Origin of the sequence: Nocardioides sp. SYSU D00065, from assembly GCF_017916425.1 — a bacterium.
Lineage (GTDB): Bacteria > Actinomycetota > Actinomycetes > Propionibacteriales > Nocardioidaceae > Nocardioides.
In genome coordinates, this window is sequence record NZ_JAFMSX010000003.1 from 24310 (window position 1) to 45182 (window position 20873).

The following is a 20873-nucleotide window of genomic DNA, read 5'->3' on the forward strand; positions in this document are numbered from 1 at the left end:
CGATCCTCAGTCGGCCTGGTGCCCCTCGACCTGCTCGTCGACCTCCTCCGCGCCGGCGCCCTGCTCGTGGGCGCGCGAGTCGACGCCTCCGGCGTCGACCATGTCGCCGACGGTCGCGTTGCCCGCCGGCGCGGCATCGAGGGCGGCCTGCCGCTCCTCGTCGCTGACGCGCTCGCCGGCGGTCGGGAACGCCGACTCCTCCGGGTGCGGCGCGTAGGGGTCGGGCTGGGTCTGGTCGTCGCTCGTCATGCCCCGACCGTACGCCCGCCGTCGGAGGCCTCCGACACAATGGCCGGGTGAGCCAGCAGGGGCCGCAGCACTGGGTGCTCCACGTCGACATGGACCAGTTCCTCGTCGCGGTCGAGCTGCTGCGCCGTCCCGAGCTCGTCGGACGGCCCGTCGTGGTGGGAGGCCGGGGCGACCCGAGCGAGCGAGCGGTGGTCTCCACCGCGTCCTACGAGGCGCGCGCCCACGGCGTACGGTCGGGGCTCGCGCTCCGGCTCGCCGCCAGGCGCTGCCCCGACGCGGTCTTCCTCCCGGTCGACTTCCCCGTCTACGAGGAGGCCTCGGCGCGGGTGATGGAGACGCTGCGCGGGTTCCCCGGTGCGGTCGTCGAGGTGCTGGGCTGGGACGAGGCCTTCGTCGGGGTCGAGACCGACGACCCGGTCGCCACTGCCCGGGCGATCCAGGCCGCGGTGCTGGAGGCGACCGACCTGCACTGCTCGGTCGGCATCGGCGACACCCTGGTTCGCGCCAAGATCGCCACCGACTTCGGCAAGCCGCAGGGCGTCTTCCGGCTGACCCGCGACAACTGGATGGACGTGATGGGCGCGCGCCCGACGACCGCCCTGTGGGGCGTCGGCACGAAGATCGGCCGCCGGCTCGAGGCGATCGGCGTCCACACCGTCGCCGACCTCGCCAGCGCCGACGAGCAGGCACTGGTGGCCGCCTTCGGGCCGACCAACGGTCCCCATCTCGGCCGTCTCGGGCGGGGTGGCGGCAGGACGCGGCCGGACGACACCCCGTGGGTGCCCCGCGCGCACGGGCGCGAGACGACCTACCAGGCAGACCTCACCACGCCCGCGGAGGTCCAGGCCGCCCTGTCCGAGCTGGCCGCGCGGGTGATCGACGACGTGCGGGCCGAGGGCCGGCAGGTGCAGCGGGTGCACCTCAAGGTGCGCTTCGTCCCGTTCTTCACCTACAGCCGCATCCGCAAGCTGGCCGAGCCGACGTACGACGTCGAGGTGGTGGCGCGCACGGCCTTCGACCTCTACCTCGCGCTGGAGGATCCGCGCCCGGTGCGGCTGCTGGGCGTGCGCGGCGAGATGGTGCCGCCCGAGGGCGGCTACTGAGCGGTCAGTGACCGAGGAGCGAGAGGCCGGCTGCCAGCGCGAATCCGACCACGGTCGCGAGACCGGCGAGGTCGCGCGCCTTGGCCTTGGCCTCGGGCACCATCGAGTCGATCAGCATCGTCAGCAGCGCGCCGGCGGCGAAGCCGTCGACGAACGCCTGCGCCTGCGCGCTCACCGACTCCGCCAGCGCAGCGCCGGCGACGGTCGCCAGCGCGCAGGCGAGCGCGACGAGGCCCCACAGCCGGAGCACCTGCCCGCGGGAGTGACCGGCCGCCCGCATGTCGGCCGCGGAGCCGACCGCCTCCGGAAGGTTCGACGCGAAGACGGCCACGAGCAGGGCCACGCTGATGCCGTCTCCCGCGGCGAGGCCGATGCCCAGCACCGCCTGCTCCGGGATCCCGTCGAGGAAGGCGCCCACGGCCAGCGGCGCGCCCGCCGACGACCCGCCCGAGCGCGCGCCCCACGTCTCGACGAGGCGGTCGGCGGCGAAGAACACCGCAGCGCCGACGGCCAGGCCGGCCGCCACGGCGTACGCCCCACCGATGCGGAGCCCGCCCTCGGCGAGCTCGAAGGACACGCTGGCGATCAGGGCCCCGGCGCCGAAGCCGAGCACGAGTCCCACGACGCGGGCCGGCCAGGAGCGGAGCAGGGCCAGGAGCGCACCGACGACCAGCGAGCTGGCGGCCAGCGCTCCCCAGCCGAGCGACTCGACCATGTCAGTCGACGCCCGCCATCAGCCGGTGGATCGGCTTGTTGGCGGCCATCACGACGAGACCCGTGACCACCGAGGCGAGGCCGACCCACAGGAAGAACGGTCCCTCCGCCTCCGGGTCGTAGAACCGGGCCAGCGTGCCGGCGAGGGCGGTGCCGAGGGCGATCGAGAGGAAGTAGAGCGCGATCATCTGCGTCGCGAACTTGCGCGGCGCGAGCTTGGTCGTCGCGCTGAGGCCGACCGGAGAGATCAGCAGCTCGGCGAGGGTGAAGACGAGCAGGATGCCCACCAGGCCGAGCAGCGGCGCGCTGTTCTCGCCACCGGGCATGGCCAGGAAGCAGAAGAAGGCCACGCCCATGAGGGCGGTGCCGGCGCCGAACTTGAACGGCGTGGCCGGCTGCCGCTCGCCCAGCCTGGTCCACAGCGCCGCGAAGACGCCGGCCAGCACGATGATGAAGACCGGGTTGATGCTGTTGACCCACGGGATGGGCATCTCCCAGCCGAACAGGTCGCGGTCCAGGCGCTCGTCGGCGTAGATCGTCACCACCGTGAACTGCTGCTGGTACAGCGCCCAGAAGACGACGTTGCACACGAACAGCGGGACGAAGGCGAGCACGCGGCTGCGCTCCACCCCCTGGACCTGCTTGTCGGTCAGGATCACCGCGAAGTACGCGATCGCGGCGACGGCACTGATGCCGATGACGATGTCGGAGAGCCGCTCGGTGGTGATCACCCCGGCCCAGCTCAGCAGCGCGACCAGCACGAGGGCCGCGACCGCGCCGCCCGCGTACGCCGCGCGCCGGCCCGCGGGGAGCGGGTTCGCGACGTGGTGGGTCTCCTCCGGGAGGCGGCCGCGGAAGGCGGCGTACTGCGCGAGGCCGAGCGCCATGCCGACCGCGGCGGCACCGAAGCCCCAGTGGAAGCCCACCTCGTCCTGCAGCAGGCCCGTGAGCAGCGGGCCGACCAGGGCGCCGATGTTGATGCCCATGTAGAACAGCGAGAACCCGGCATCGCGCCGCGGGTCGTGCTCGTCGTAGAGCGAGCCGACGAGCGACGTCGCGTTGGCCTTGACGCCGCCCGATCCGAGCGCGACGAGCACGAGGCCGACGCCCACGCCGCTCAGTCCCGGCAGGACGGCCAGCGCGACGTGGCCGAGCATCACGCACACCGCGGAGTAGAACAGCGTGCGCTCGGGGCCGAGCACCCGGTCGGCGAGCCACGCACCGAGGATGGTGGAGAGGTAGACCCCGCCGCCATAGGCGCCGACGATGCCGGTCGCGACGCCCTGGTCGATGCCGAGGCCGCCGTCCGCTGCGGAGAAGTAGAGGTAGATCAGCAGGATGCCCTGCATGCCGTAGAAGCTGAATCGCTCCCACAGCTCCACCCCGAACAGGTTGGCCAGCACCCCGGGCTGTCCGAGGAAGCCGGTGTCGCTCCTGCTGTCGCGTGTCGTCTGCTCGCTCACCCGCCCACGGTGCCACCGCTCGAGCGGCCGCACACCCCCGGGGGGTCGCCGCGGTGAGGCGCCTCACAGGCACCTGCCCAGGACCCGCCGGTCCCCATGGGGTGCGGCTACTCGGTCGCGATGGCCTCGAGCACCTTCATCCGCGAGGCGCGGACCGCGGGGATGATCGCCGCCAGCACTCCGAACACCACGGCGACCGCCAAGAAGACGGCCAGTGAGCCGAGCGGCAGGGAGAGCACCGTGAGGTCCTCGGACAGCGACTGGCGCAGCGCGACACCGATCAGCAGCCCCACGACCAGGCCGAGCACGGCACCGAGCACCGCGATGGCGATCGACTCGAGGGTGATCATCCGCCGCAGCCGGCGCCGTGACAGCCCGATCGCGCGCAGGAGTCCCACCTCACGGGTGCGCTCGATGACGCTGAGGCCCAGCGTGTTGACGATGCCGATGACCGCGATGATCACCGCGAGCGCGAGCAGTCCGTAGATCATGAACAGCAGCTGGTTGACCTGCTGCTGGATCAGCTCGGCGAAGCCCTCCTTGTCCTGCACGGTGACGATCGGGACGTCCTCGACGACGGCGTCGAGCTCGTCGTGGACCGCGTCGACGTCGGCGCCGTCGGAGACGTTGATGCTGAGCAGGCTGTCGTTGCGCCGCAGGCCGGCGTCCTCGAGCACGCTGATCGGCAGGGTCACCCCGTTGGTGATGGGCGTGTCCTCGAAGATGCCGACGACCTCGAGGTCGACCGTCTCTCCGCCGGGGAAGGCGACCGGCACGGTGGTGCCGACGTCGGCGTCCAGGTCACCGGCGGCGCTGGCGCTGAGGATCGTCTGGTCGCCGCTCATCTCCTGGGTCCCGCGACGCATGTCGAGCTCGTAGATCTCGCCGAAGGCCTCGTCGACGCCCATCACGAAGCTCTGGTCCTTGTCCACCATGGCCACCGACCCCTGCATGCGCGACACCGTCTCGACCCCCTCGACCCGCTCCATCTCGTCGCCGATCGTGGTGGAGAAGCCCTGGAAGGTGGGCGACTGCACGAGGAAGTCGCTGCGGAACTCACGGTCGACCACCTCGTCGTTGGTGGCGCTCAGCGACGAGGCGAGCACGCCGACCGCGGACACCACGGCCAGGCCGATCATCAGCGCCGAGGCGGTCGCGCCCGTACGACGCGGGTTGCGCAGCGCGTTCTCGCCGGCCAGCTTGCCGGTCGTGCCGAACAGCCGGCCGAAGACGCTGCGGCACGCCAGCAGCACCGGGTGCCCGAGCACGGGCGCCATCACCGCGACGGTGATCACCCAGATCACCGCACCGGCGCCGATCCACCCGGCGTCCGCCCCGGGCGCGCCGACGAGCCCGGCCCCGACGAGCGCGGCGCCGACGAGCAGCGCCGCGGTGCCCAGGACGATGCGCCGGCGGCCCAGGGCCTTCTCCTGCACCGCGAGGTCCTCGCGCAGCGCCGCGACCGGCGGCACCTTGGCCGCGCGGCGCGCGGGCACGAAGGCGGCGATCATCGTCACCGCGACGCCGACGGCGTACGCGGCGATGACCGTCGACGGCGTCAGCACCAGCACCTCGCCGGCGATGTCGAGACCCTGCAGCCGGAAGACGGCCGCGAGGCCACGGGAGAGCCCGAGGCCGAGGAGCAGGCCGAGGGTGGAGCCGAGCACGGCCATGAGGAAGGCCTCGACCAGGACCGACCGGGTCACCTGGGCCCGGCTCGCGCCGAGGGCGCGCAGCAGCGCCGACTCCCGGACGCGCTGGGAGACCAGGATCGAGAAGGTGTTGAAGATGATGAAGGCGCCCACGACGATCGCGATGACCGCGAAGGCGATCAGGAAGTAGCCGATGAGGTCGAGCAGCTGGCCGATCTGCTCGTCGGACTCGTCGATCACCTCCTGGCCGGTGACCGCGGTGAAGCCGTCGGGCAGCACCGTCTGGGCCGCGTCGGCCAGCTCGGTCTGGCTGACGCCGTCGGCGGCCGTCAGGGTCACGGTCGTGAACGCGTCCTCGCCCGCCAAGAAGGCGTCCTGGGCCTGGCTCGTCTCGAGCAGGGCGAGCGTCGCGCCGGCCGTGCCGCCGCCGTTGAAGTTGGAGGTACCGACCAGCTCGAAGGTCCGGCGCTGCTCGCCCGTCGGCATCAGCAAGGTGACCTCGTCACCGATCTCGTAGCCGCCGCGCTCGGCCGAGGACACGTCGAGGTTGATCTGGCCCGGCGCCGTCGGCCACGACCCCTCCTCGAGGATCAGCACCGGCTCGCCCTGGATGTTGACGCTGTCGTAGTAGTTGAAGACGAGGGTCGGTGCGCCGTTGCCACCGACGAGCTTGCCGTCCTCGTCGAGCAGGTTGGCCCCGACGCCGTCGACCGAGCCGTCGGCGGCCGCGACCTCCGGCAGCCCCCGCAGCCGGTCGACGACCTCGGGGCGCAGCAGCCTCGTCGTCCCGGCACCGGAGGCCTGGAACGACACCTCGCCCTCGGTCCGCACGATGGCGTCGGAGGTCGAGCCCTCGACGATGTTGTCGAACGTCGCGCCGAGTCCGTGGCTGAAGGTCAGCACACCCGCCAGGAAGCCGATCCCCAGCACGATCGCCAGGGTGCTCATCACCAGCCGGACCTTGCGGGCCAGCAGGTTGCGCCACGTCAGGCGGAACATGCTCAACCCGCCTTCTCGGCCGCGCCGGCCCGCCGGGCGGCGTCGTCGTGGAGGCGGCCCATCCGCACCAGGATCGCGTCGCGGTCGGGGTCGCGCAGCTCGTCGACGATCCGACCGTCGGCGAGGAAGAGGACGCGGTCGGTGTACGACGCCGCGACGGGGTCGTGCGTCACCATGACCACTGTCTGGCCGAACTCGTCGACCGAGCGGCGCAGGAACCCCAGGACCTCCGCGGAGCTGGTGGAGTCGAGGTTGCCGGTGGGCTCGTCGGCGAACACGATCGAGGGCCGGCTCACCAGGGCGCGGGCGCAGGCGACGCGCTGCTGCTGGCCGCCCGACATCTCGCTGGGTCGGTGCTGGAGGCGGGGGCGCAGGCCCACCGCGTCGATGACCGCGTCGAACCACTCGCGGTCGGGCTTGCGTCCGGCCAGGTCGAGCGGCAGCAGGATGTTCTCCTCGGCGGTGAGCGTCGGCACGAGGTTGAAGGCCTGGAAGACGAACCCGATGCGGTCGCGTCGCAGCGTGGTCAGCGCCTTGTCCTTGAGCGTACGCAGCGACGTGCCGTCGACGACGGCCTCGCCCGACGTCGGGGTGTCGAGGGCAGCCAGGCAGTGCATGAGCGTGGACTTGCCCGATCCCGAGGGCCCCATGATGGCGGTGAACTCCCCCTGCATCAGGTCGACGGTGACCCCGTCGAGGGCCCTCACCTGCGCCTGTTCGGTTCCGTAGACCTTGACCAGGTCCTGTGCGCTCGCCGCGACGCCTCGCGTCGCCTCCCCGGTGGGCTGCTCAGTCATGCCGGCAAGTCTCGCAGCGCCTGCCGACGCCGTGCCATGGGAAAAGACCCGCAGGCGACCCTGACATCTGTCAGGGCCCGTCCGGGCACCCCGGTCGGGCCCCCTAGATTGGGCGCGTGGGTGACCTCGCCGCCGGGCTGCTGACCGGCCTGTCCCTCATCGTGGCCATCGGCGCGCAGAACGCCTTCGTCCTGCGGCAGGGTCTGCGCCGCAGCCACGTCGGGTTGGTCGTCGCCGTCTGCGCGCTGTCCGACGTCGTGCTCATCGCAGCCGGCGTCGCCGGCATCGGCGTCCTGGTCGACCGCGCCCCGTGGGCCGTCGAGGTCGTGCGCTGGCTCGGCGTCGCGTTCCTCACCGCGTACGGCGTCAGCTCGCTGCTGCGCGCCCGCCGCCCGCAGGCGCTGGCGGTGGGCGACGCCGCCGCCGAGCGGCGCGGGGGCGTGGTTGTCCGCGCCGTCGCGCTGACCTGGCTCAACCCGCACGTCTACCTCGACACCGTGCTCCTGCTCGGCTCCATCGCCGGCACGCACGGCGACCCGGGACGCTGGTGGTTCGCGCTGGGTGCGTGCGCGGCGAGCGTCGCCTGGTTCGCCGGTCTGGGGTACGGCGCCCGGCTGGCGGCGCCGCGTCTCGCGGACCCGCGGGCCTGGCAGGTCCTCGACGTGGTGATCGGCCTGGTCATGCTGGCGATCGCGGCGCGCCTCGCCCTCGGCGCCTGATCCCCCGCCCGGGCGTACCCGCCCGCCCCCTGCCCCGGGCGTACCCGCCCGCCCCCTGCCCCGGGGTATCTAGGGACGTCCTGGTAGGTCGAACGGGCCGCTTGCCGACGACTTCGTCCCTAGATACCCCGCAACCGGGCGCTCCGGCCCGGGGAACTCACCCCGCCCCTGCCCGGGGTATCTAGGGACGTCTTGGTAGGTCGAACGGGCCGCTTGCCGACCACTTCGTCCCTAGATACCCCGCAACTCGGGCGCCCGCAACTGGGCGCCCCCCGCAACTGGGCGCCCCCCGCAGCCGGGCGCCCCGCAACCGGGCGCACCGCCGCGGGGGCCGGGGGGAGAGGGCGGGTCGGCCTCAGGCCTCGCCGACCGTGGTCGTGCCGTTCGCCTCGCGGGCCACGGCCTCGTCGTGGCGCGCGTGCAGTCGTCGGCGGATCTCCGCGGGCTCGTAGTGGCGACGTACGCGCTCGTCGCGGGCGACGGCCGCCCCCGTGGCGACCCCGGCCAGGATCCCGGCCAGACCCAGCAGCTTCCACACGCGCATGCGGCGAGCCTAGGGCAGACTTCCCGGCATGGCACCGGCGCTGACCCTCGACCAGGCGGTCGACCTCACCCGCAGCGGCGACATCTGGCTCTTCCGCGGTCGCCGAGCGCCGGACCGGGCGATCCGGGCGGTCACCAACTCGCCGGTCAACCACGTGGGCATGGCCGTCGTGGTCGACGACCTCCCGCCGCTGATCTTCCACGCCGAGCTCGGCAAGAAGCAGGTCGACATGTGGACCGGCGCCCACCATCGCGGGGTGCAGCTGCACGACCTGCGCGAGGCGGTGTCGCGCTGGCAGTCCGAGTACCGCCAGGACGCGTGGCTGCGCCAGCTGCATCCGGAGATCGGTCGCGAGCAGGAGGACGGCATGCTGCGGGCGGTGGCGCGGCTCGACGGCGTCTCCTTCCCGAGCCTGACCCGGCTCGGTGCGCGTTGGCTGCGCGGCCGCGACGCCTACGTCCCGCGCCGTCAGCGCGGTCGACGGGCGACCCCCGAGGCAGCGTTCTGTGCCGAGATCGTCGCCACCTGCTACATCGAGATGGGCATCCTGCGCGACGACCGGCGGGCCACCTGGTACGACCCCGGCACCTTCTGGAGCGGGGACTACCTGCCCATCTCCGACGGCTGGACCCTCGGCACGGAGGTCTCGGTCGGCCCCTGAGCCCGCGCGTCCCGCCTGTCGCGGACGTTTGGGACGAGCCCGAGGCGGGGATCGTGGTGTGCATGGACATCGAGATCGACCCCACGGAGGTGCTGCGCAGCGCGAGCATCCTCGAGACGGTCGCCGCGGGCCTCGAGGGCGGCAGCGCACCGGCGCACCCCGGCAACGCCGGCTTCCTCCTCAGCGACGCGATCGGCCGCTTCGCCTCGCAGATGCAGACCACGTCGGACGAGGCGACAGCGGGAGTCCGGACGACCGCCGCCAACCTCGACGTCTCCGCCACGCTGCTGCGCCGCGCCGACGACGACGCCGGCGCGGTCGCCCGGTCGCTGTGGTCGCGGATCGGATGATCGCGCGATGATCACGGTGAGTCGGCTGGTCGCCTTCGAGCCCGGCCCGTGGCAGAGCGCCGCCGAGTGGTCGCGCGAGCGGGGCAAGGCGGCCCGGCGCACCGAGACCGACCTCGACCAGGAGGCCGCCAAGGTCGCGCAGGCGTGGCCCTCGCCGGTCGGCCAGCTGGCCGCGGCGATCCTGCGACAGCAGGCCGACGCCCAGGGCGAGCTCGCCGTCGCCTACGACGATGCGGGGGTCGTCATCGACGACGCCACCATCGCGATGGGCGACCTGCGCCAGCAGATGGTCTCGTTGCAGGCCACGGTGGCCGGCACGCCGGACATGTCCGGTCCCGACGACTCCGGCGTCGTCACCGGGACGCGGGCCTTCGACAACCTCGTCGAGTTCCTGCAGAACCGCGCCGCCGCCGGACAGTTCACGATCACCGCCCGCGAGATCCTCATGCAGGCCACCGACCGTGACCGGGCCGCGAGCATCGCGCTGCTGGGGATCGTGGGCATCGACGTGCCGCCGACCAACGACGGCCCGATCGATCTGTCCGACGACGGCATCCAGCTCCAGGCGGACCTCAACGCGCAGGACCGCTACGGCGACTGCACCACGCTGTCCACGCTGATCGGCATCGCCCACTCCGACCCCGACTTCATCCGCCGCCACATGGTCTGGGACCCCGAGACCGGCACCTACCAGGTCACGCTCTACCGCGACGGCGAGCCGGTGACCGTCAGCGTCGACCCCGCAACGCTGCCCACGGACGGCTCGCAGCAGGCGGCGACCAACAAGCCGAGCTGGCTCTCGGTCTACGAGCAGGCCATCCAGCAGGAGTTCGGCGACGTCGCCAACGGGCAGTTCGAGGAGGTGCCGATCGCGCGCATCACCGGTGAGGACGTGCCGCGCACCGGTCCGCCCTCGGCGGCAGACATCGAGCGGGCGATGGACCAGGACCCGCGCGGGGTGATCACCGCCGACACCGCCAACGCGCCGGCCCAGCCCGACAACGTCGACCCGGCCAAGAGGGTCGTGCCCGGGCACACCTACTGCGTGCGCGGCCTCGACGCCGACGGCAACGTCATCCTGCAGAATCCGTGGGGCCCCGGCGGTGGTTGGCACGACGGCAAGTACTACCCGGGCGAGGTGCACCTGACGCCCGAGGAGTACGAGAGATGGTTCAGCAACGGTGCCGTGCTGAACCCGCCCTACTGAGCCACTGAGCCACCGGAGGACTCCGCATGACCCACGACCTCGACGCCCAGGCGCTGGCTGCCGACTACGGGCCGATGCTCGACGAGCTGCGGCGCGCCCTCGACCGGGAGATCGGTCCGCTGACCTGGACGCCCCGCACCGATGCCGAGGAGGTCACCCGCCACGACGGCAGCCGCGCGCTGCGCGTCGGCGCCGTCAACGCCATCGGCGTCCGGACCGCCGAGCTCGAGCCGCGGCGCCTGACCGGCGCCGTGAACGCGGTGCTCAGCCGCCACGGCTTCCGCGAGCAACCCGCCATGACGGGCAGCCCGTCGGGACACCTGGTCTGCGAGTCGACCAACGGCAGCGGCGCCGAGTTCACCCTGCTGGTCAAGATGGCGGTGGACGCCTGGGTGGACCAGCCGCTGTGACTCCCGCGACCCGCCTCGCCCGGGCGCTGCCGGTGCTCGCCGCGGCCCTCGTGTGCACCTCGTGCGCGGCGCCGGGCGACGGCCCGGCGAGTCCGCCGAGTCCGGAGAGTCCGGCGAGCCCGACGAGCCCGGCGAGCCCGCGTCCGTCCACCTCGACGCCCGGCGAGCAGGCCACACCCACCTGGCAGCCCAGCCGGCCGAGCGACCCGGTCGACCTGCGGCAGGCGCGGCGGACGTACGCCCCCGTGCTCGACGCCGCCGTCGCGGCCCTCGACGAGGCCACCGGCGCGGCCCTGCGCTGGAGCGGTGCCGAGGTCTCGCTCGAGCGGTTCGCCGGCGTCTGCGTGGCGAAGGTGGAGCGGTCCGGCACCGGCTCGGTCGCGCTTCGCCCGGCCGACGTCCTCGACGCCGTCCGGCCCGCGATCGCACCTCACGGATTCGACGACCTGGCCGTGGCCGACGACCCGGGCGGGGCGCTGCTGCTCGTGGCCCACGACGCCGAGGCGCTGCTCGAGCTGCGGAGCAGGGGCGTCACCACCGTCGCCGTACGCGTGAGGACCACGGACGAGGAGTGCGGCGGCTAGACCGCTCGGGCGAGACGCTCGGCCACGGCGGCGACCGCCGAGCGCAGTTCCTCCCCGCCCACGACGGTGAAGCCGAACGGCACGCCCGCGAGCCACTCGCCGGCGTACGCCGCGGGGTTGCTGGTGCTGCCGACGAGCTCGCAGCGACCGTCCGGCAGCGCGCTCAGGGTGCCGAGGGTGGGCCTGATCCAGGGCTGCACGTCGGCGAACGACGCGTCGAAGACGACGTGGGTCGCGTACTCCCAGCCCGTGGCGAGGTTGGCCTCCAGCTCTCGGGCCGGGTCGAGGTCGGCCGGCACCTCGAACGTCGCATCGAGCCGGTCGACCCGGGTGATGCGGTCGACGCGGAGGGTCCGCAGCGCGGCGGCGTGGTGGGAGTGGCACAGCAGGTACCACCGCCCGTAGCGGACGACCACGGACCAGGGGTCCACCTCGAAGGAGCGCTCGTTGCCGGCTGCGGTGCGGTAGCCGAGCCGCACCCGGTGCTGGGCCGCGACGGCGGCGACGAGCTCGCTGGTCACGACCGGGTCCGGCCGCGCCGGCGAGCGCTCCGGCACGGTGCGCGCGGTCTCCCGCACCGCCACCGCCTGGCGCGCGACGTTGGTCGGCAGCACCCGCAGGATCTTGCCGAGCGCCGACCCGACGGGGTCGCCGGGGTCCGCGACGGCGTGCTGGGAGTCGAGGGCGGCCATGACCAGGCCCAGCGCCTCCGTGGCGGTGAAGACCAGCGGCGGCAGCCGCAGTCCGCGCCCGAGCGTGTAGCCGCCGTGGGGTCCGCGGGTGGACTCGACCGGGATGTCGGCCTCGCGCAGGATGGCGACGTAGCGGCGGGCGGCTCGTTCGGTGACCCCGAGGCGTCGCGCCAGCTCGGCTGCGGTGACCCCGGGTCGGGCCTGCAGGATGTCCAGCGCGCGCAGCGCACGCGCGGTCGGACTGATCTCGCTCATCCTCGGATCCTCCCACCGCAACCGGTCGTAGAGCGTCCGGAATCGGTCCTACGGTGGCGGCACCAACCGAGAAGGAGAACCCATGGACATCGTGCTCATCGCCGGACTCTGGCTCGACGGCTCCGCCTGGGACGACGTGCTGCCCGAGCTGGCGGCCCTCGGCCATCGCGGCATCCCGCTCACGCTGCCCGGGCAGGGCGACGGTGCCGGCTCGGCGACGTACGAGGACCAGGCCCAGGCGGTCCTGGCCGCGGTCGACGCCGCCGAGGGAGCGCCGCTCGTCGTGGGCCACTCGGCTGCCTGCACCCTGGCCTGGGTGGCCGCCGACCGCCGGCCGGACGCGGTGACGGGCGTGGTGCTCATCGGCGGCTTCCCGGCCACGGACGGATCCTCGTACGCCGACTTCTTCGAGCCCGACGGCGACGTCGTGCCCTTCCCCGGGTGGGAGCCCTTCGCCGGCCCCGACTCCGACGACATGTCGAGCGAGCTCAGGGCCGCCGTCGCGGAGCGGACCCACCCGGTGCCCGCCGGCGTCACGCGGGCGGTCGTGCGCTGGACCGACGAGCGCCGACACGGCGTGCCGCTGACGCTGGTGTGCCCCGAGTTCAGCCCGGAGCAGGCTCGCGAGTGGATCGCCTCGGGCGACGTGCCGGAGCTGGCCGACGCCACGGCGCTCGAGCTGGTCGACCTCGACTCCGGGCACTGGCCGATGTTCACGCAGCCGGCCGCGTTGGCGGCGCTGCTGGACGAGGCGACCCGGCGCCGGGCGGCGGATCGGGTCGACGCCTAGGGCTGGTCGAGCAGCTCGGGAGCGCTGGCCGGGACCGTCGGCGTCTCCGCGGGCCGCGCCGCCTGCAGCGGTCGCACGGGCGTGGCCGGCGTGGCGGGCTGGACGAGGTGGCCGCTGGCCACGCCCGACGCGAGGCCCAGATCGAGTCCCGCCAGCTCGGTGGTCGTCATCCCGAGCATCATCGCGACCGCCCGGGCGTTCTCGGGGCGGGCGGTCGGGTCCTTCGCCAGCAGCGCCTCGACCACGACGCGCAGGTCGGCGGGGACCTCGTCGCCGAGCGGCGGCGGGGCCTCGTGGACGTGCGACATCGCGGTGGCGATCGGCGTACCACGGTCGAAGGGCCGTTGGCCGGTGAGCATCTCGTGCGCCACCACGCCCAGCGCGTAGAGGTCGCTGGCACCGGTCGCCCGACCGCCGACCGCCTGCTCGGGGCTGATGTAGTTGGGCGTGCCGAGCATCTCGCCGACGCGGGTGTGGCCGATCGCGTCGATGGCGCGGGCGATGCCGAAGTCGGTCAGCTTCACCACGCCGTCCTCGCGGAGCAGGATGTTGGCGGGCTTGACGTCGCGGTGCACGACGCCCGCCTCGTGGGCGGTGCCGAGCGCGAGGGCCGCCTGCCCCAGGATCGAGCGCACCGTCTCGGGCGGCAGGGCGCCGTGCTCGCGGATGGCTGCGGACAGCGGCAGGCCCTGGACGAGCTCCATCACGAGGTAGGACAGGTGGTCGTCCTCGCCGTAGTCGAAGACCGTGGTGATGTTGGGGTGCATCAGCGCCGCCGAGTGCCGCGCCTCGTCGCGGAACCGCTGGGCGAAGACCTCCTCGTTGTCCGGGTCGGCGCGCATCACCTTGACCGCGACCCGTCGCTGCAGCACGTCGTCGAGCGCGTTCCACACGTCCGCCATGCCGCCCGAGGCGATGCGCTCCTGAAGCACGTAACGGCCCCCGAGGCGCAGTCCTGCCACGAGTCTGTGCACGAGGCGTGCCCCACTTCTGTCCGGTTCCGGCGCGAGGTCCGCACCGCGCAGGATGCTAACCCGCGGACCAGGGGTCCCATTCCTGCGCCGACCCGGGCCACCTCCCTGCGGGTGGACCCTTGACAACGTACAACTACTTGGTTGTATGTTTTTCCCATGACAGCGACCGACGAGGACCGGGCAGACGCCTGGTTCCACGCGCTCGCCGACCGGACGCGGCGCGACATCCTGCGCCGCGTGCTGGCCGGCGAGCACTCCGTCTCGGCTCTCGCGCAGAACTACGACATGAGCTTCGCCGCCGTGCAGAAGCACGTCGCCGTGCTCGAGCGCGCGGGCCTGCTGTCCAAGCGCCGCCAGGGTCGCGAAGCCCTGGCGAGCGGCGACGTGGAGGCCGTGCGCTCGGTGGGCGCCATGCTCACCGAGCTCGAGGCGCTCTGGCGCGGCCGCATCTCACGGATGGACGAGCTTCTCGCCCACCCCGACCACACCCAGCGATAGACCCACCCCTGCACCGATCGGAAGAGACCCATGCCCGTCACCGACGTCCAGCACGACCTCGACGCCCTCACCCTGACCATCACCGCCGACTTCGCCGCTCCCGTCGAGCGCGTGTGGGAGGTGTACGCCGACCCGCGCCAGCTCGAGCGCGTGTGGGGTCCGCCCGGCTACCCCGCCACCTTCGTCGCCCACGAGCTGGTCGCCGGCGGGCGCACGACGTACTACATGACCAGCCCCGAGGCGGAGAAGTACTACGCCTACTGGACCATCACCGATGTCGAGGCGCCGACGCGCTTCACCTTCAACGACGGCTTCGCCCTCGACGAGACGTTCGCCCCCAACCCCGAGATGCCCGAGTCGAGCAACGTCTACTCCTTCGCGCCCGCCGAGGACGGCACCACCCGCGCCACCTTCGTCGCGACCTACGCCAGTGCCGAGGCGCTGCAGCAGGTGCTGTCGATGGGCGTGGTCGAGGGCTCCACCGCCGCCATCAACCAGATCGACGACCTGCTCGCGGCCGACGCCGCCTGAGCGACGACCCCGAACCCCGAGAGGACCACCCATGCGCGCCATCGTCGTCACCGAGTTCATCACCCTCGACGGCATCGTCGACTCCCCCGGGGGCGGGGACCACCCCCACGCCGGCTGGACCTTCAAGGACGTCGCGTTCGACGAGTCGGCCTACGACATCAAGGGCCGGGAGCAGGAGGCCGCGAGCGCCCTCCTGCTCGGCCGGCAGTCCTACGACGAGTTCGCGCCGGTGTGGCCGTCGATGGAGGAGTTCGCCACCTACAACGCGATGCCGAAGTACGTCGTCTCCACCACGCTGGCCGGCGACACCGCGCCCTGGGGCGACGGCCACGCCGACGTGCTGCGCTCGCTCGACGACGTCGCCGCGCTCAAGGAGACCGAGGGCGGGGAGATCCACGTCCACGGCAGCCCGACGCTCGCCCGCGGCCTGGCCCGCGCCGGCCTGGTCGACCGCTACCACCTCTTGGTCTTCCCGCTCCTGCTCGGCACCGGCAAGAAGCTGTTCGGCGAGGGCGAGAAGACCAACCTCCGGCTGGTCGAGCACGCCGCGTACGGCAACGGGGTCACGCTGCAGTGCTACGAGGTCGCTCGCTGACCCACCCCCTGCGAGACTTCCCCCGTGGAACTCGCCCTGCTCCTCGTCTCGATGGCGGCGGTGGTCCTTGCCGCGACGGCCGTCAGCGACCGCCTGCACGTGCCGGCACCGCTGCTGCTCATCGTGGTGGGCGCCGCGGCGTCGTACGTCCCCGAGGTGCCGACCATCCACCTCGAGTCCGAGGTCGTCCTGCTCGGACTGCTGCCGCCGCTGCTCTACGCCGCCGCCATCCAGACCTCGCTGGTCGACTTCAACGCCAACCGCGGCTCGATCCTGCGACTGTCCGTGGTCCTGGTCGTGATCACCTCGCTGGTCGTCGGGGCGGTCGTGCAGTGGCTCGTGCCCGGCATCGGGTGGGCGGCCGCCATCGCCATCGGCGCGGTGGTCGCCCCGCCGGACGCCGTCGCGGCCACCGCGGTCGCCCGGCGCATCGGCCTGCCCCGCCGGGTCGTGACGATCCTCGAGGGCGAGTCGCTGCTCAACGACGCCACCGCCCTCGTGGCGCTGCGCACGGCGATCGCCGCGCTGTCCGGGGGCGTCGCGCTGACCGAGATCGGGGTCGACTTCGTCCGCGCCGCCGGCGGCGGGCTCGTCATCGGCGTCGCGTTCTTCCTGCTGGTGGCCTGGCTGCGCAAGCGGGTCACCGACCCGCTGATGGACACCGCCATCTCCTTCCTGACCCCGTTCGCCGCGTTCGTGGCCGCCGAGGAGATCCACGCCTCAGGAGTCATCTCCGTGGTCGTCGCCGGCCTGCTGCTGGGGCACAAGGCACCGATCATCCAGACCGCGCAGTCGCGCATCACCGAGCGCATCACGTGGCGCACCGTGGCGTTCGTGCTGGAGAACACCGTGTTCCTGCTCATCGGCCTCCAGCTCGACTGGATCCTGGCCGACGTCGCCGACTCGACGCTGTCCAGCGCCCGGATCGCGCTGGTGTGCGTCGCCACGCTCGTGACGGTGATCGTGGTGCGGATGGCCTGGGTCTTCGCGACCCTGCTGTTCCGCCGCCTCGGCACCGACCCCGTGCCGGCCGCCTGGACGTTCCTCATCGGCTGGGCCGGGATGCGCGGCGTGGTCACGCTCGCGGCGGCCTTCGTGATCCCCGACGACGCTCCGCACCGCGAGGTGCTGCTGCTCGTCGCCTTCACCACCGTCGCGGGGACGCTGTTCCTCCAAGGCCTGACGCTCCCGCTGCTGACCCGCCTCCTGAAGGTGCCCTCGCCCGACCCCGCCGAGGACGCGCTGTCGCGGGCGGCGCTCCTGCAGTCGGCGGCCGACGCCGGCTTCGCGCGCCTGGAGGAGCTGGAGTACGACGACCACCACGGCGTGGCGGCCCAGATCCGGGCCCGGCTCGACCAGCGCACCTTCGCCGCGTGGGAGCAGCTCTCGACCGCCATCGACGAGGAGACGCCGTCGGAGCTCTACGCGCGCATCCGCGGGGAGATGATCGAGGCGGAGCGCGCCAAGGTGCTGATGGTCCGGAGCAAGGGCAAGGTGCCCTCCGACGTGGTCAGCCAGGTCCTGGGGATGCTCGACATCGAGGAGTCGATGCTCGACGCCGGCACCGAGGCGCGCGCCGGCGTGCGCACCGGCACGCTCGCGTTCACCGCGGGCCGCCAGTGCGACGACCTGCGCGAGCACCCCGCGGTCGAGACGGTCGCCGACCCCGCCTGCCAGACGTGCCTCGCTGACGGCACGCGGTGGGTCTCGCTGCGCCAGTGCCTGGAGTGCGGCCACGTCGGCTGCTGCGACTCCTCGGTCGGCAAGCACGCCACCGGCCACTTCCACGAGACCCTCCACCCGGTGATGCAGTCGGCGGAGCCGGAGGAGTCCTGGCGCTGGTGCTACGTGCACAACCTGACGGGTTGATCACCACTACGCTTCCCCGCATGGGAGCGCCCGCGATCATCATCGCCTCCGCCCACCACGCCGACGCGCTGGCCGAGGGCTTCGCCCGCTACGAGCGGGAGTACGACGTACGCGTGGTCGGCGACGAGATCGCCGCCAAGGCGACGGCCAAGGAACTGCTCGGAGCCGGCGGGCAGGTGGCGCTGTTCGTGATCGACACCGACCACGACCGGGACCGGCTCTACGCCCTGGTGGGCGGCACCCGCCAGGTCGTGCCGACGGCGCGCCGGTTGATCGTGTCGCACGTGAGCCGGTTCAGCGAGGACAACCACACCTTCCGGCACGCGGTCGCCACCGGCAAGGTCGACGCCCTGCTGCTGATCCCGCAGGGACCGCGCGACGAGGAGTTCCACGGGGCGGTCGGTGAGCTGCTCAACGAGTGGAACGCGACCGTGGCCGCGCCCGTCGTCGAGAGCGTGCGGATCGTCGCGCCCGAGAAGGACGGCCTCGTCCGCGAGCTGCTCGACTACCTGGCCCGCATCGGCATGCCGGCCGGCGTGCACCACCCCGACAGCAAGGTCGGCCGCGAGGTGATGGCGGCCTGTCCCGAGGACGAGGGCCGGTGGCCGGTGGTGTCGTCGGTGGTGGGCTGGTGCGGGCACTGCCCGAGCGTGCGGGCCCTCGCCAATCAGCTCTACGGCCGTCCCGACGACATCGAGGTCGACGACGTGGTCGACCTGGTCGTGGTCGGCGCCGGACCTGCCGGGCTCGCCGCGTGCGTGTACGCCTCCAGCGAGGGGCTCACGACGGTGTGCCTGGAGTCGGAGGCGATCGGCGGTCAGGCGGGCACCAGCTCGATGATCCGCAACTACCTCGGCTTCCCGCGCGGCATCTCCGGCATGCGGCTCGCCCAGCGCGCCCGCGGGCAGGCGCTTCGCTTCGGCACCCGGTTCTTCACCGGCTGGCCGGCCACCGGGCTCACCCCGGCCACCGACGGCGGCCACCACGTGGTCCACACCGACGGCGGCGACGTGCGCGCCCGCTCCGTCCTCATCGCCACCGGCGTGGACTACCGGCGCCTGGGGGTGGCGTCGCTGGAGGAGCTCGTCGGCCGCGGGGTCTACTACGGCGCCGCGATGGCGGCAGCGCGCGAGCTCGCGGACGACCACGTCGTGATCGTCGGCGGTGGCAACTCGGCCGGCCAGGCGGCGATCCACGCGGCCCGGTTCGCCCGCAGCGTCACGCTCGTCGTCCGTCGCCGCGACCTCACCGCGACCATGTCGTCGTACCTCATCAACGAGATCGAGTGGAACCCGCGGGTCACGGTGCGCGGCTCGACACGGGTGGTCGACGGTGGTCCCGACGACGTCGGGCACCTGGCGTGGGTGGACATGGAGGACGTCGAGACGGGCGCGCGCGAGCGGGTGGAGGCGCGCGGTCTCTTCCTGCTGCTCGGCGCGGCACCCGAGTGCGGGTGGCTGCCCGAGGTGGTGCTGCGCGACGAGCGGGGCTTCCTGCTGACCGGCCGCGACATCCCCCGCGAGCGCTGGGTCGAGGACGTGCCGCCGGAGGACCTGGCCACCACGGTGCCGGGAGTGTTCGCGGGCGGCGACATCAGGTCCGGCTCGATGAAGCGGGTGGCGTCGGCGACCGGCGAGGGCGCCTCGGTGGTGTCGTCGGTGCACGCCTGGCTGGGCCAGTAGGGCGCGAAGGCGGACGCACGCACCCCTCGGTGGGTGGTACGCCGGTTCCTCCCGGCGCACACTCGGACCCACGGCTGCCCGGCCGGCTGACTCCGAGGAGGGACCCGTGGGACGACTGATCGGCATTCTGCTCGTCATCTGGCTCGTCATCGGCGCGTTCGCCGCCTACCAGCGCGGCTACTTCGAGGACACGAGGACGAACTGCTCCGAGGCGAGCGACATCGCCCTCAACGTCGTCGCGGGGCCGCTCAACTACGTCGGGCTCAACCCCGAGGTGGAGTGCGCCGACGTCGACGTGCCGGAGCCCAGCAAGTAGGTCGGCGCGGCGGGCCGAACGCCGTCGGCTCAGCACCGGAGCAGCACGCCCGAAGGGGCCTGGACAGGGCGACGCGACGGGAGCAGGGTGGCGGGCATGCGACGACTCGGAACCACCGCCCTGACCGCGGCCCTCGCCCTGGCCCTGACCGCGAGCGCCACGTCCGCGACGAGCTCGGCCGCCGCGCCGTCCGCCGCCCCGACCTCGAAGGCTGACCCCTTCGACGCCTGGACCGAGACGGTCGTCGACGCCGACCAGAACCTCCGCGGCCTCGTCGCGGTCAGCCGCAGGGAGGCGTGGGTGACCGGCGAGAGCCTGACCGACGGCGGGCCCGCCCGCGTGTACCGCACCACCGACCGTGGCGAGACCTGGACCGACGTCAGCCCGGACGCGACCGAGGGGCTGTCCTTCCGCGACGTCGAGGTCAGCGGAGGCGTCGCGCACGTCCTCGCCATCGGTCCCGGCGAGGCCTCGCGCATCTATCGCTCGACCGACGGCGGGACGTCGTGGACCGAGCCGTTCCGCAACACCGACGAAGCGGCGTTCTACGACTGCATGGCCTTCTACCCCGGCGGCCGCAAGGGCCTCGTCGTCAGCGACCCGGTCGACGGCAAGCTGCGCATCCTCTCCACGAGCGACCGCGGCCGTACGTGGTCGGTCCTGGCCGATCGCGGGATGCCCCGCTCCGCCGGCGAGTTCGGCTTCGCCGCCAGCGGCGACTGCCTCGTCACCGCCGGCAAGACGGCCTTCCTCATCACCGGCGGCAAGAAGTCGCGGGTGCTGCGCTCCGACGACCGCGGCCTGACCTGGACCGCCGTCCGCTCCGGCATCCCGGCCGGTGAGGCCGCGGGCGGGTTCGCCGGCGACTTCGCCTCGCCCCGGCGCGGCATCGCCGTCGGCGGCGACTTCGCGGACCCGAAGGACACGACGGACAACGTCGCCTGGACCCGCGACGGCCGCACGTGGGCCCTCGGGGAGAGCCTGACCCACGTCGGCGAGGACGTCTCCTACCTCCGCGGCTGGCGCCACGCCGTCGCGACCGGCGACTACGACGGCTCGGCCGGCTCGAGCCTGACGCGCGACGGCGGCCGGACCTGGACCCGGGTGAGCAGGCTCGGCTACCACGCGATCGACTGCACCGCGCAGGTGTGCTGGGCCGCGGGCAGCGAGGGACGCGTCGGCCGCGGCTGACCCGGCGGGGACGCTGGCTAGGCTCGGG

The 20873-nt window shown here is 73.1% G+C and carries 23 protein-coding genes; 15 read left to right on the top strand and 8 right to left on the bottom strand.

The window, feature by feature from the left end:
• Positions 1-6: 6 nt before the first annotated feature.
• A complete protein-coding gene (locus tag J3P41_RS13610; RefSeq protein ID WP_210650922.1) occupies positions 7-249 on the bottom strand; it encodes a hypothetical protein in 243 nt (80 codons plus the stop codon).
• A 47-nt stretch (positions 250-296) separates the two neighbouring features.
• On the opposite strand from J3P41_RS13610, the gene J3P41_RS13615 reads away from it, so the two are divergent.
• Positions 297-1352: a DNA polymerase IV gene (locus tag J3P41_RS13615; RefSeq protein ID WP_307861987.1), complete on the top strand. Its 1056-nt coding sequence runs from the start codon at positions 297-299 to the stop codon at positions 1350-1352.
• Positions 1353-1356: 4 nt separating this feature from the next.
• On the opposite strand, the gene J3P41_RS13620 is transcribed toward J3P41_RS13615, so the two are convergent.
• The 4 genes from J3P41_RS13620 to J3P41_RS13635 form a co-directional block, all read right to left on the bottom strand.
• Entirely contained in the window at positions 1357-2067 is a 711-nt protein-coding gene (locus tag J3P41_RS13620) for a ZIP family metal transporter (protein ID WP_210650923.1), read from the bottom strand.
• Position 2068: 1 nt separating this feature from the next.
• Complete coding sequence (locus tag J3P41_RS13625; RefSeq protein ID WP_210650924.1) at positions 2069-3529, bottom strand: peptide MFS transporter; 1461 nt, start codon at positions 3527-3529, stop codon at positions 2069-2071.
• A gap of 107 nt (positions 3530-3636) precedes the next feature.
• On the bottom strand, positions 3637-6180 hold the full coding sequence (locus J3P41_RS13630; protein WP_210650925.1) for an ABC transporter permease: 2544 nt from the start codon (positions 6178-6180) through the stop codon (positions 3637-3639).
• Positions 6181-6182: 2 nt separating this feature from the next.
• On the bottom strand, positions 6183-6977 hold the full coding sequence (locus J3P41_RS13635; RefSeq protein WP_210650926.1) for an ABC transporter ATP-binding protein: 795 nt from the start codon (positions 6975-6977) through the stop codon (positions 6183-6185).
• 116 nt (positions 6978-7093) lie between these two features.
• Here J3P41_RS13635 and J3P41_RS13640 point away from each other — a divergent pair, with 116 nt between their 5' ends.
• A complete protein-coding gene (locus J3P41_RS13640; protein ID WP_307861988.1) occupies positions 7094-7696 on the top strand; it encodes a LysE/ArgO family amino acid transporter in 603 nt (200 codons plus the stop codon).
• A gap of 355 nt (positions 7697-8051) precedes the next feature.
• Here the strand turns inward: J3P41_RS13640 and J3P41_RS13645 are convergent, their stop codons facing one another.
• Positions 8052-8240 (bottom strand): hypothetical protein, encoded by a 189-nt coding sequence (locus J3P41_RS13645; protein WP_210650927.1) that lies wholly within the window; start codon positions 8238-8240, stop codon positions 8052-8054.
• Positions 8241-8268: 28 nt separating this feature from the next.
• Between J3P41_RS13645 and J3P41_RS13650 the strand changes: the two genes are divergently transcribed.
• From J3P41_RS13650 to J3P41_RS13670, 5 genes are all read left to right on the top strand, one after another.
• The gene (locus J3P41_RS13650) at positions 8269-8901 is read left to right on the top strand and encodes a hypothetical protein (RefSeq protein WP_210650928.1); all 633 of its coding nucleotides are present in this window, start codon (positions 8269-8271) and stop codon (positions 8899-8901) included.
• 62 nt (positions 8902-8963) lie between these two features.
• A complete protein-coding gene (locus J3P41_RS13655) occupies positions 8964-9251 on the top strand; it encodes a hypothetical protein (RefSeq protein ID WP_210650929.1) in 288 nt (95 codons plus the stop codon).
• Positions 9252-9258: 7 nt separating this feature from the next.
• Positions 9259-10458, top strand: a complete 1200-nt coding sequence (locus J3P41_RS13660; protein WP_210650930.1) for a C2 family cysteine protease — start codon at positions 9259-9261, stop codon at positions 10456-10458.
• Positions 10459-10484: 26 nt separating this feature from the next.
• Positions 10485-10868, top strand: coding sequence for a hypothetical protein (locus J3P41_RS13665; RefSeq protein WP_210650931.1), 384 nt, complete (start codon positions 10485-10487; stop codon positions 10866-10868).
• A complete protein-coding gene (locus J3P41_RS13670; RefSeq protein WP_210650932.1) occupies positions 10865-11452 on the top strand; it encodes a hypothetical protein in 588 nt (195 codons plus the stop codon). Before J3P41_RS13665 ends, J3P41_RS13670 begins: the two co-directional genes overlap by 4 nt.
• On the opposite strand, the gene J3P41_RS13675 is transcribed toward J3P41_RS13670, so the two are convergent.
• The gene (locus J3P41_RS13675; RefSeq protein ID WP_210650933.1) at positions 11449-12399 is read right to left on the bottom strand and encodes a YafY family protein; all 951 of its coding nucleotides are present in this window, start codon (positions 12397-12399) and stop codon (positions 11449-11451) included. The genes J3P41_RS13670 and J3P41_RS13675 overlap by 4 nt on opposite strands.
• 82 nt (positions 12400-12481) lie before the next feature.
• Here J3P41_RS13675 and J3P41_RS13680 point away from each other — a divergent pair, with 82 nt between their 5' ends.
• Positions 12482-13189, top strand: coding sequence for an alpha/beta fold hydrolase (locus tag J3P41_RS13680; protein WP_210650934.1), 708 nt, complete (start codon positions 12482-12484; stop codon positions 13187-13189).
• Here J3P41_RS13680 and J3P41_RS13685 read toward each other — a convergent pair.
• Positions 13186-14121: a serine/threonine-protein kinase gene (locus J3P41_RS13685; protein ID WP_210650935.1), complete on the bottom strand. Its 936-nt coding sequence runs from the start codon at positions 14119-14121 to the stop codon at positions 13186-13188. The genes J3P41_RS13680 and J3P41_RS13685 overlap by 4 nt on opposite strands.
• 198 nt (positions 14122-14319) lie before the next feature.
• Here J3P41_RS13685 and J3P41_RS13690 point away from each other — a divergent pair, with 198 nt between their 5' ends.
• The 7 genes from J3P41_RS13690 to J3P41_RS13720 all read left to right on the top strand — a co-directional run bounded on the left by J3P41_RS13690 (position 14320) and on the right by J3P41_RS13720 (position 20845).
• On the top strand, positions 14320-14661 hold the full coding sequence (locus tag J3P41_RS13690) for a helix-turn-helix transcriptional regulator (protein ID WP_210650936.1): 342 nt from the start codon (positions 14320-14322) through the stop codon (positions 14659-14661).
• A 30-nt stretch (positions 14662-14691) separates the two neighbouring features.
• Positions 14692-15192 carry an SRPBCC domain-containing protein gene (locus J3P41_RS13695; RefSeq protein ID WP_210650937.1) on the top strand — a complete coding sequence of 167 codons (501 nt, stop codon included), beginning with the start codon at positions 14692-14694 and terminating at the stop codon, positions 15190-15192.
• A gap of 31 nt (positions 15193-15223) precedes the next feature.
• A complete protein-coding gene (locus J3P41_RS13700; protein ID WP_210650938.1) occupies positions 15224-15787 on the top strand; it encodes a dihydrofolate reductase family protein in 564 nt (187 codons plus the stop codon).
• 24 nt (positions 15788-15811) lie between these two features.
• Complete coding sequence (locus J3P41_RS13705) at positions 15812-17656, top strand: Na+/H+ antiporter (RefSeq protein WP_307861989.1); 1845 nt, start codon at positions 15812-15814, stop codon at positions 17654-17656.
• Between the two features lie 20 nt (positions 17657-17676).
• A complete protein-coding gene (locus J3P41_RS13710; protein WP_210650939.1) occupies positions 17677-19338 on the top strand; it encodes an NAD(P)/FAD-dependent oxidoreductase in 1662 nt (553 codons plus the stop codon).
• Between the two features lie 106 nt (positions 19339-19444).
• Entirely contained in the window at positions 19445-19654 is a 210-nt protein-coding gene (locus tag J3P41_RS13715; RefSeq protein WP_210650940.1) for a hypothetical protein, read from the top strand.
• 96 nt (positions 19655-19750) lie between these two features.
• The gene (locus tag J3P41_RS13720; protein WP_210650941.1) at positions 19751-20845 is read left to right on the top strand and encodes an oxidoreductase; all 1095 of its coding nucleotides are present in this window, start codon (positions 19751-19753) and stop codon (positions 20843-20845) included.
• Positions 20846-20873: the final 28 nt, after the last annotated feature.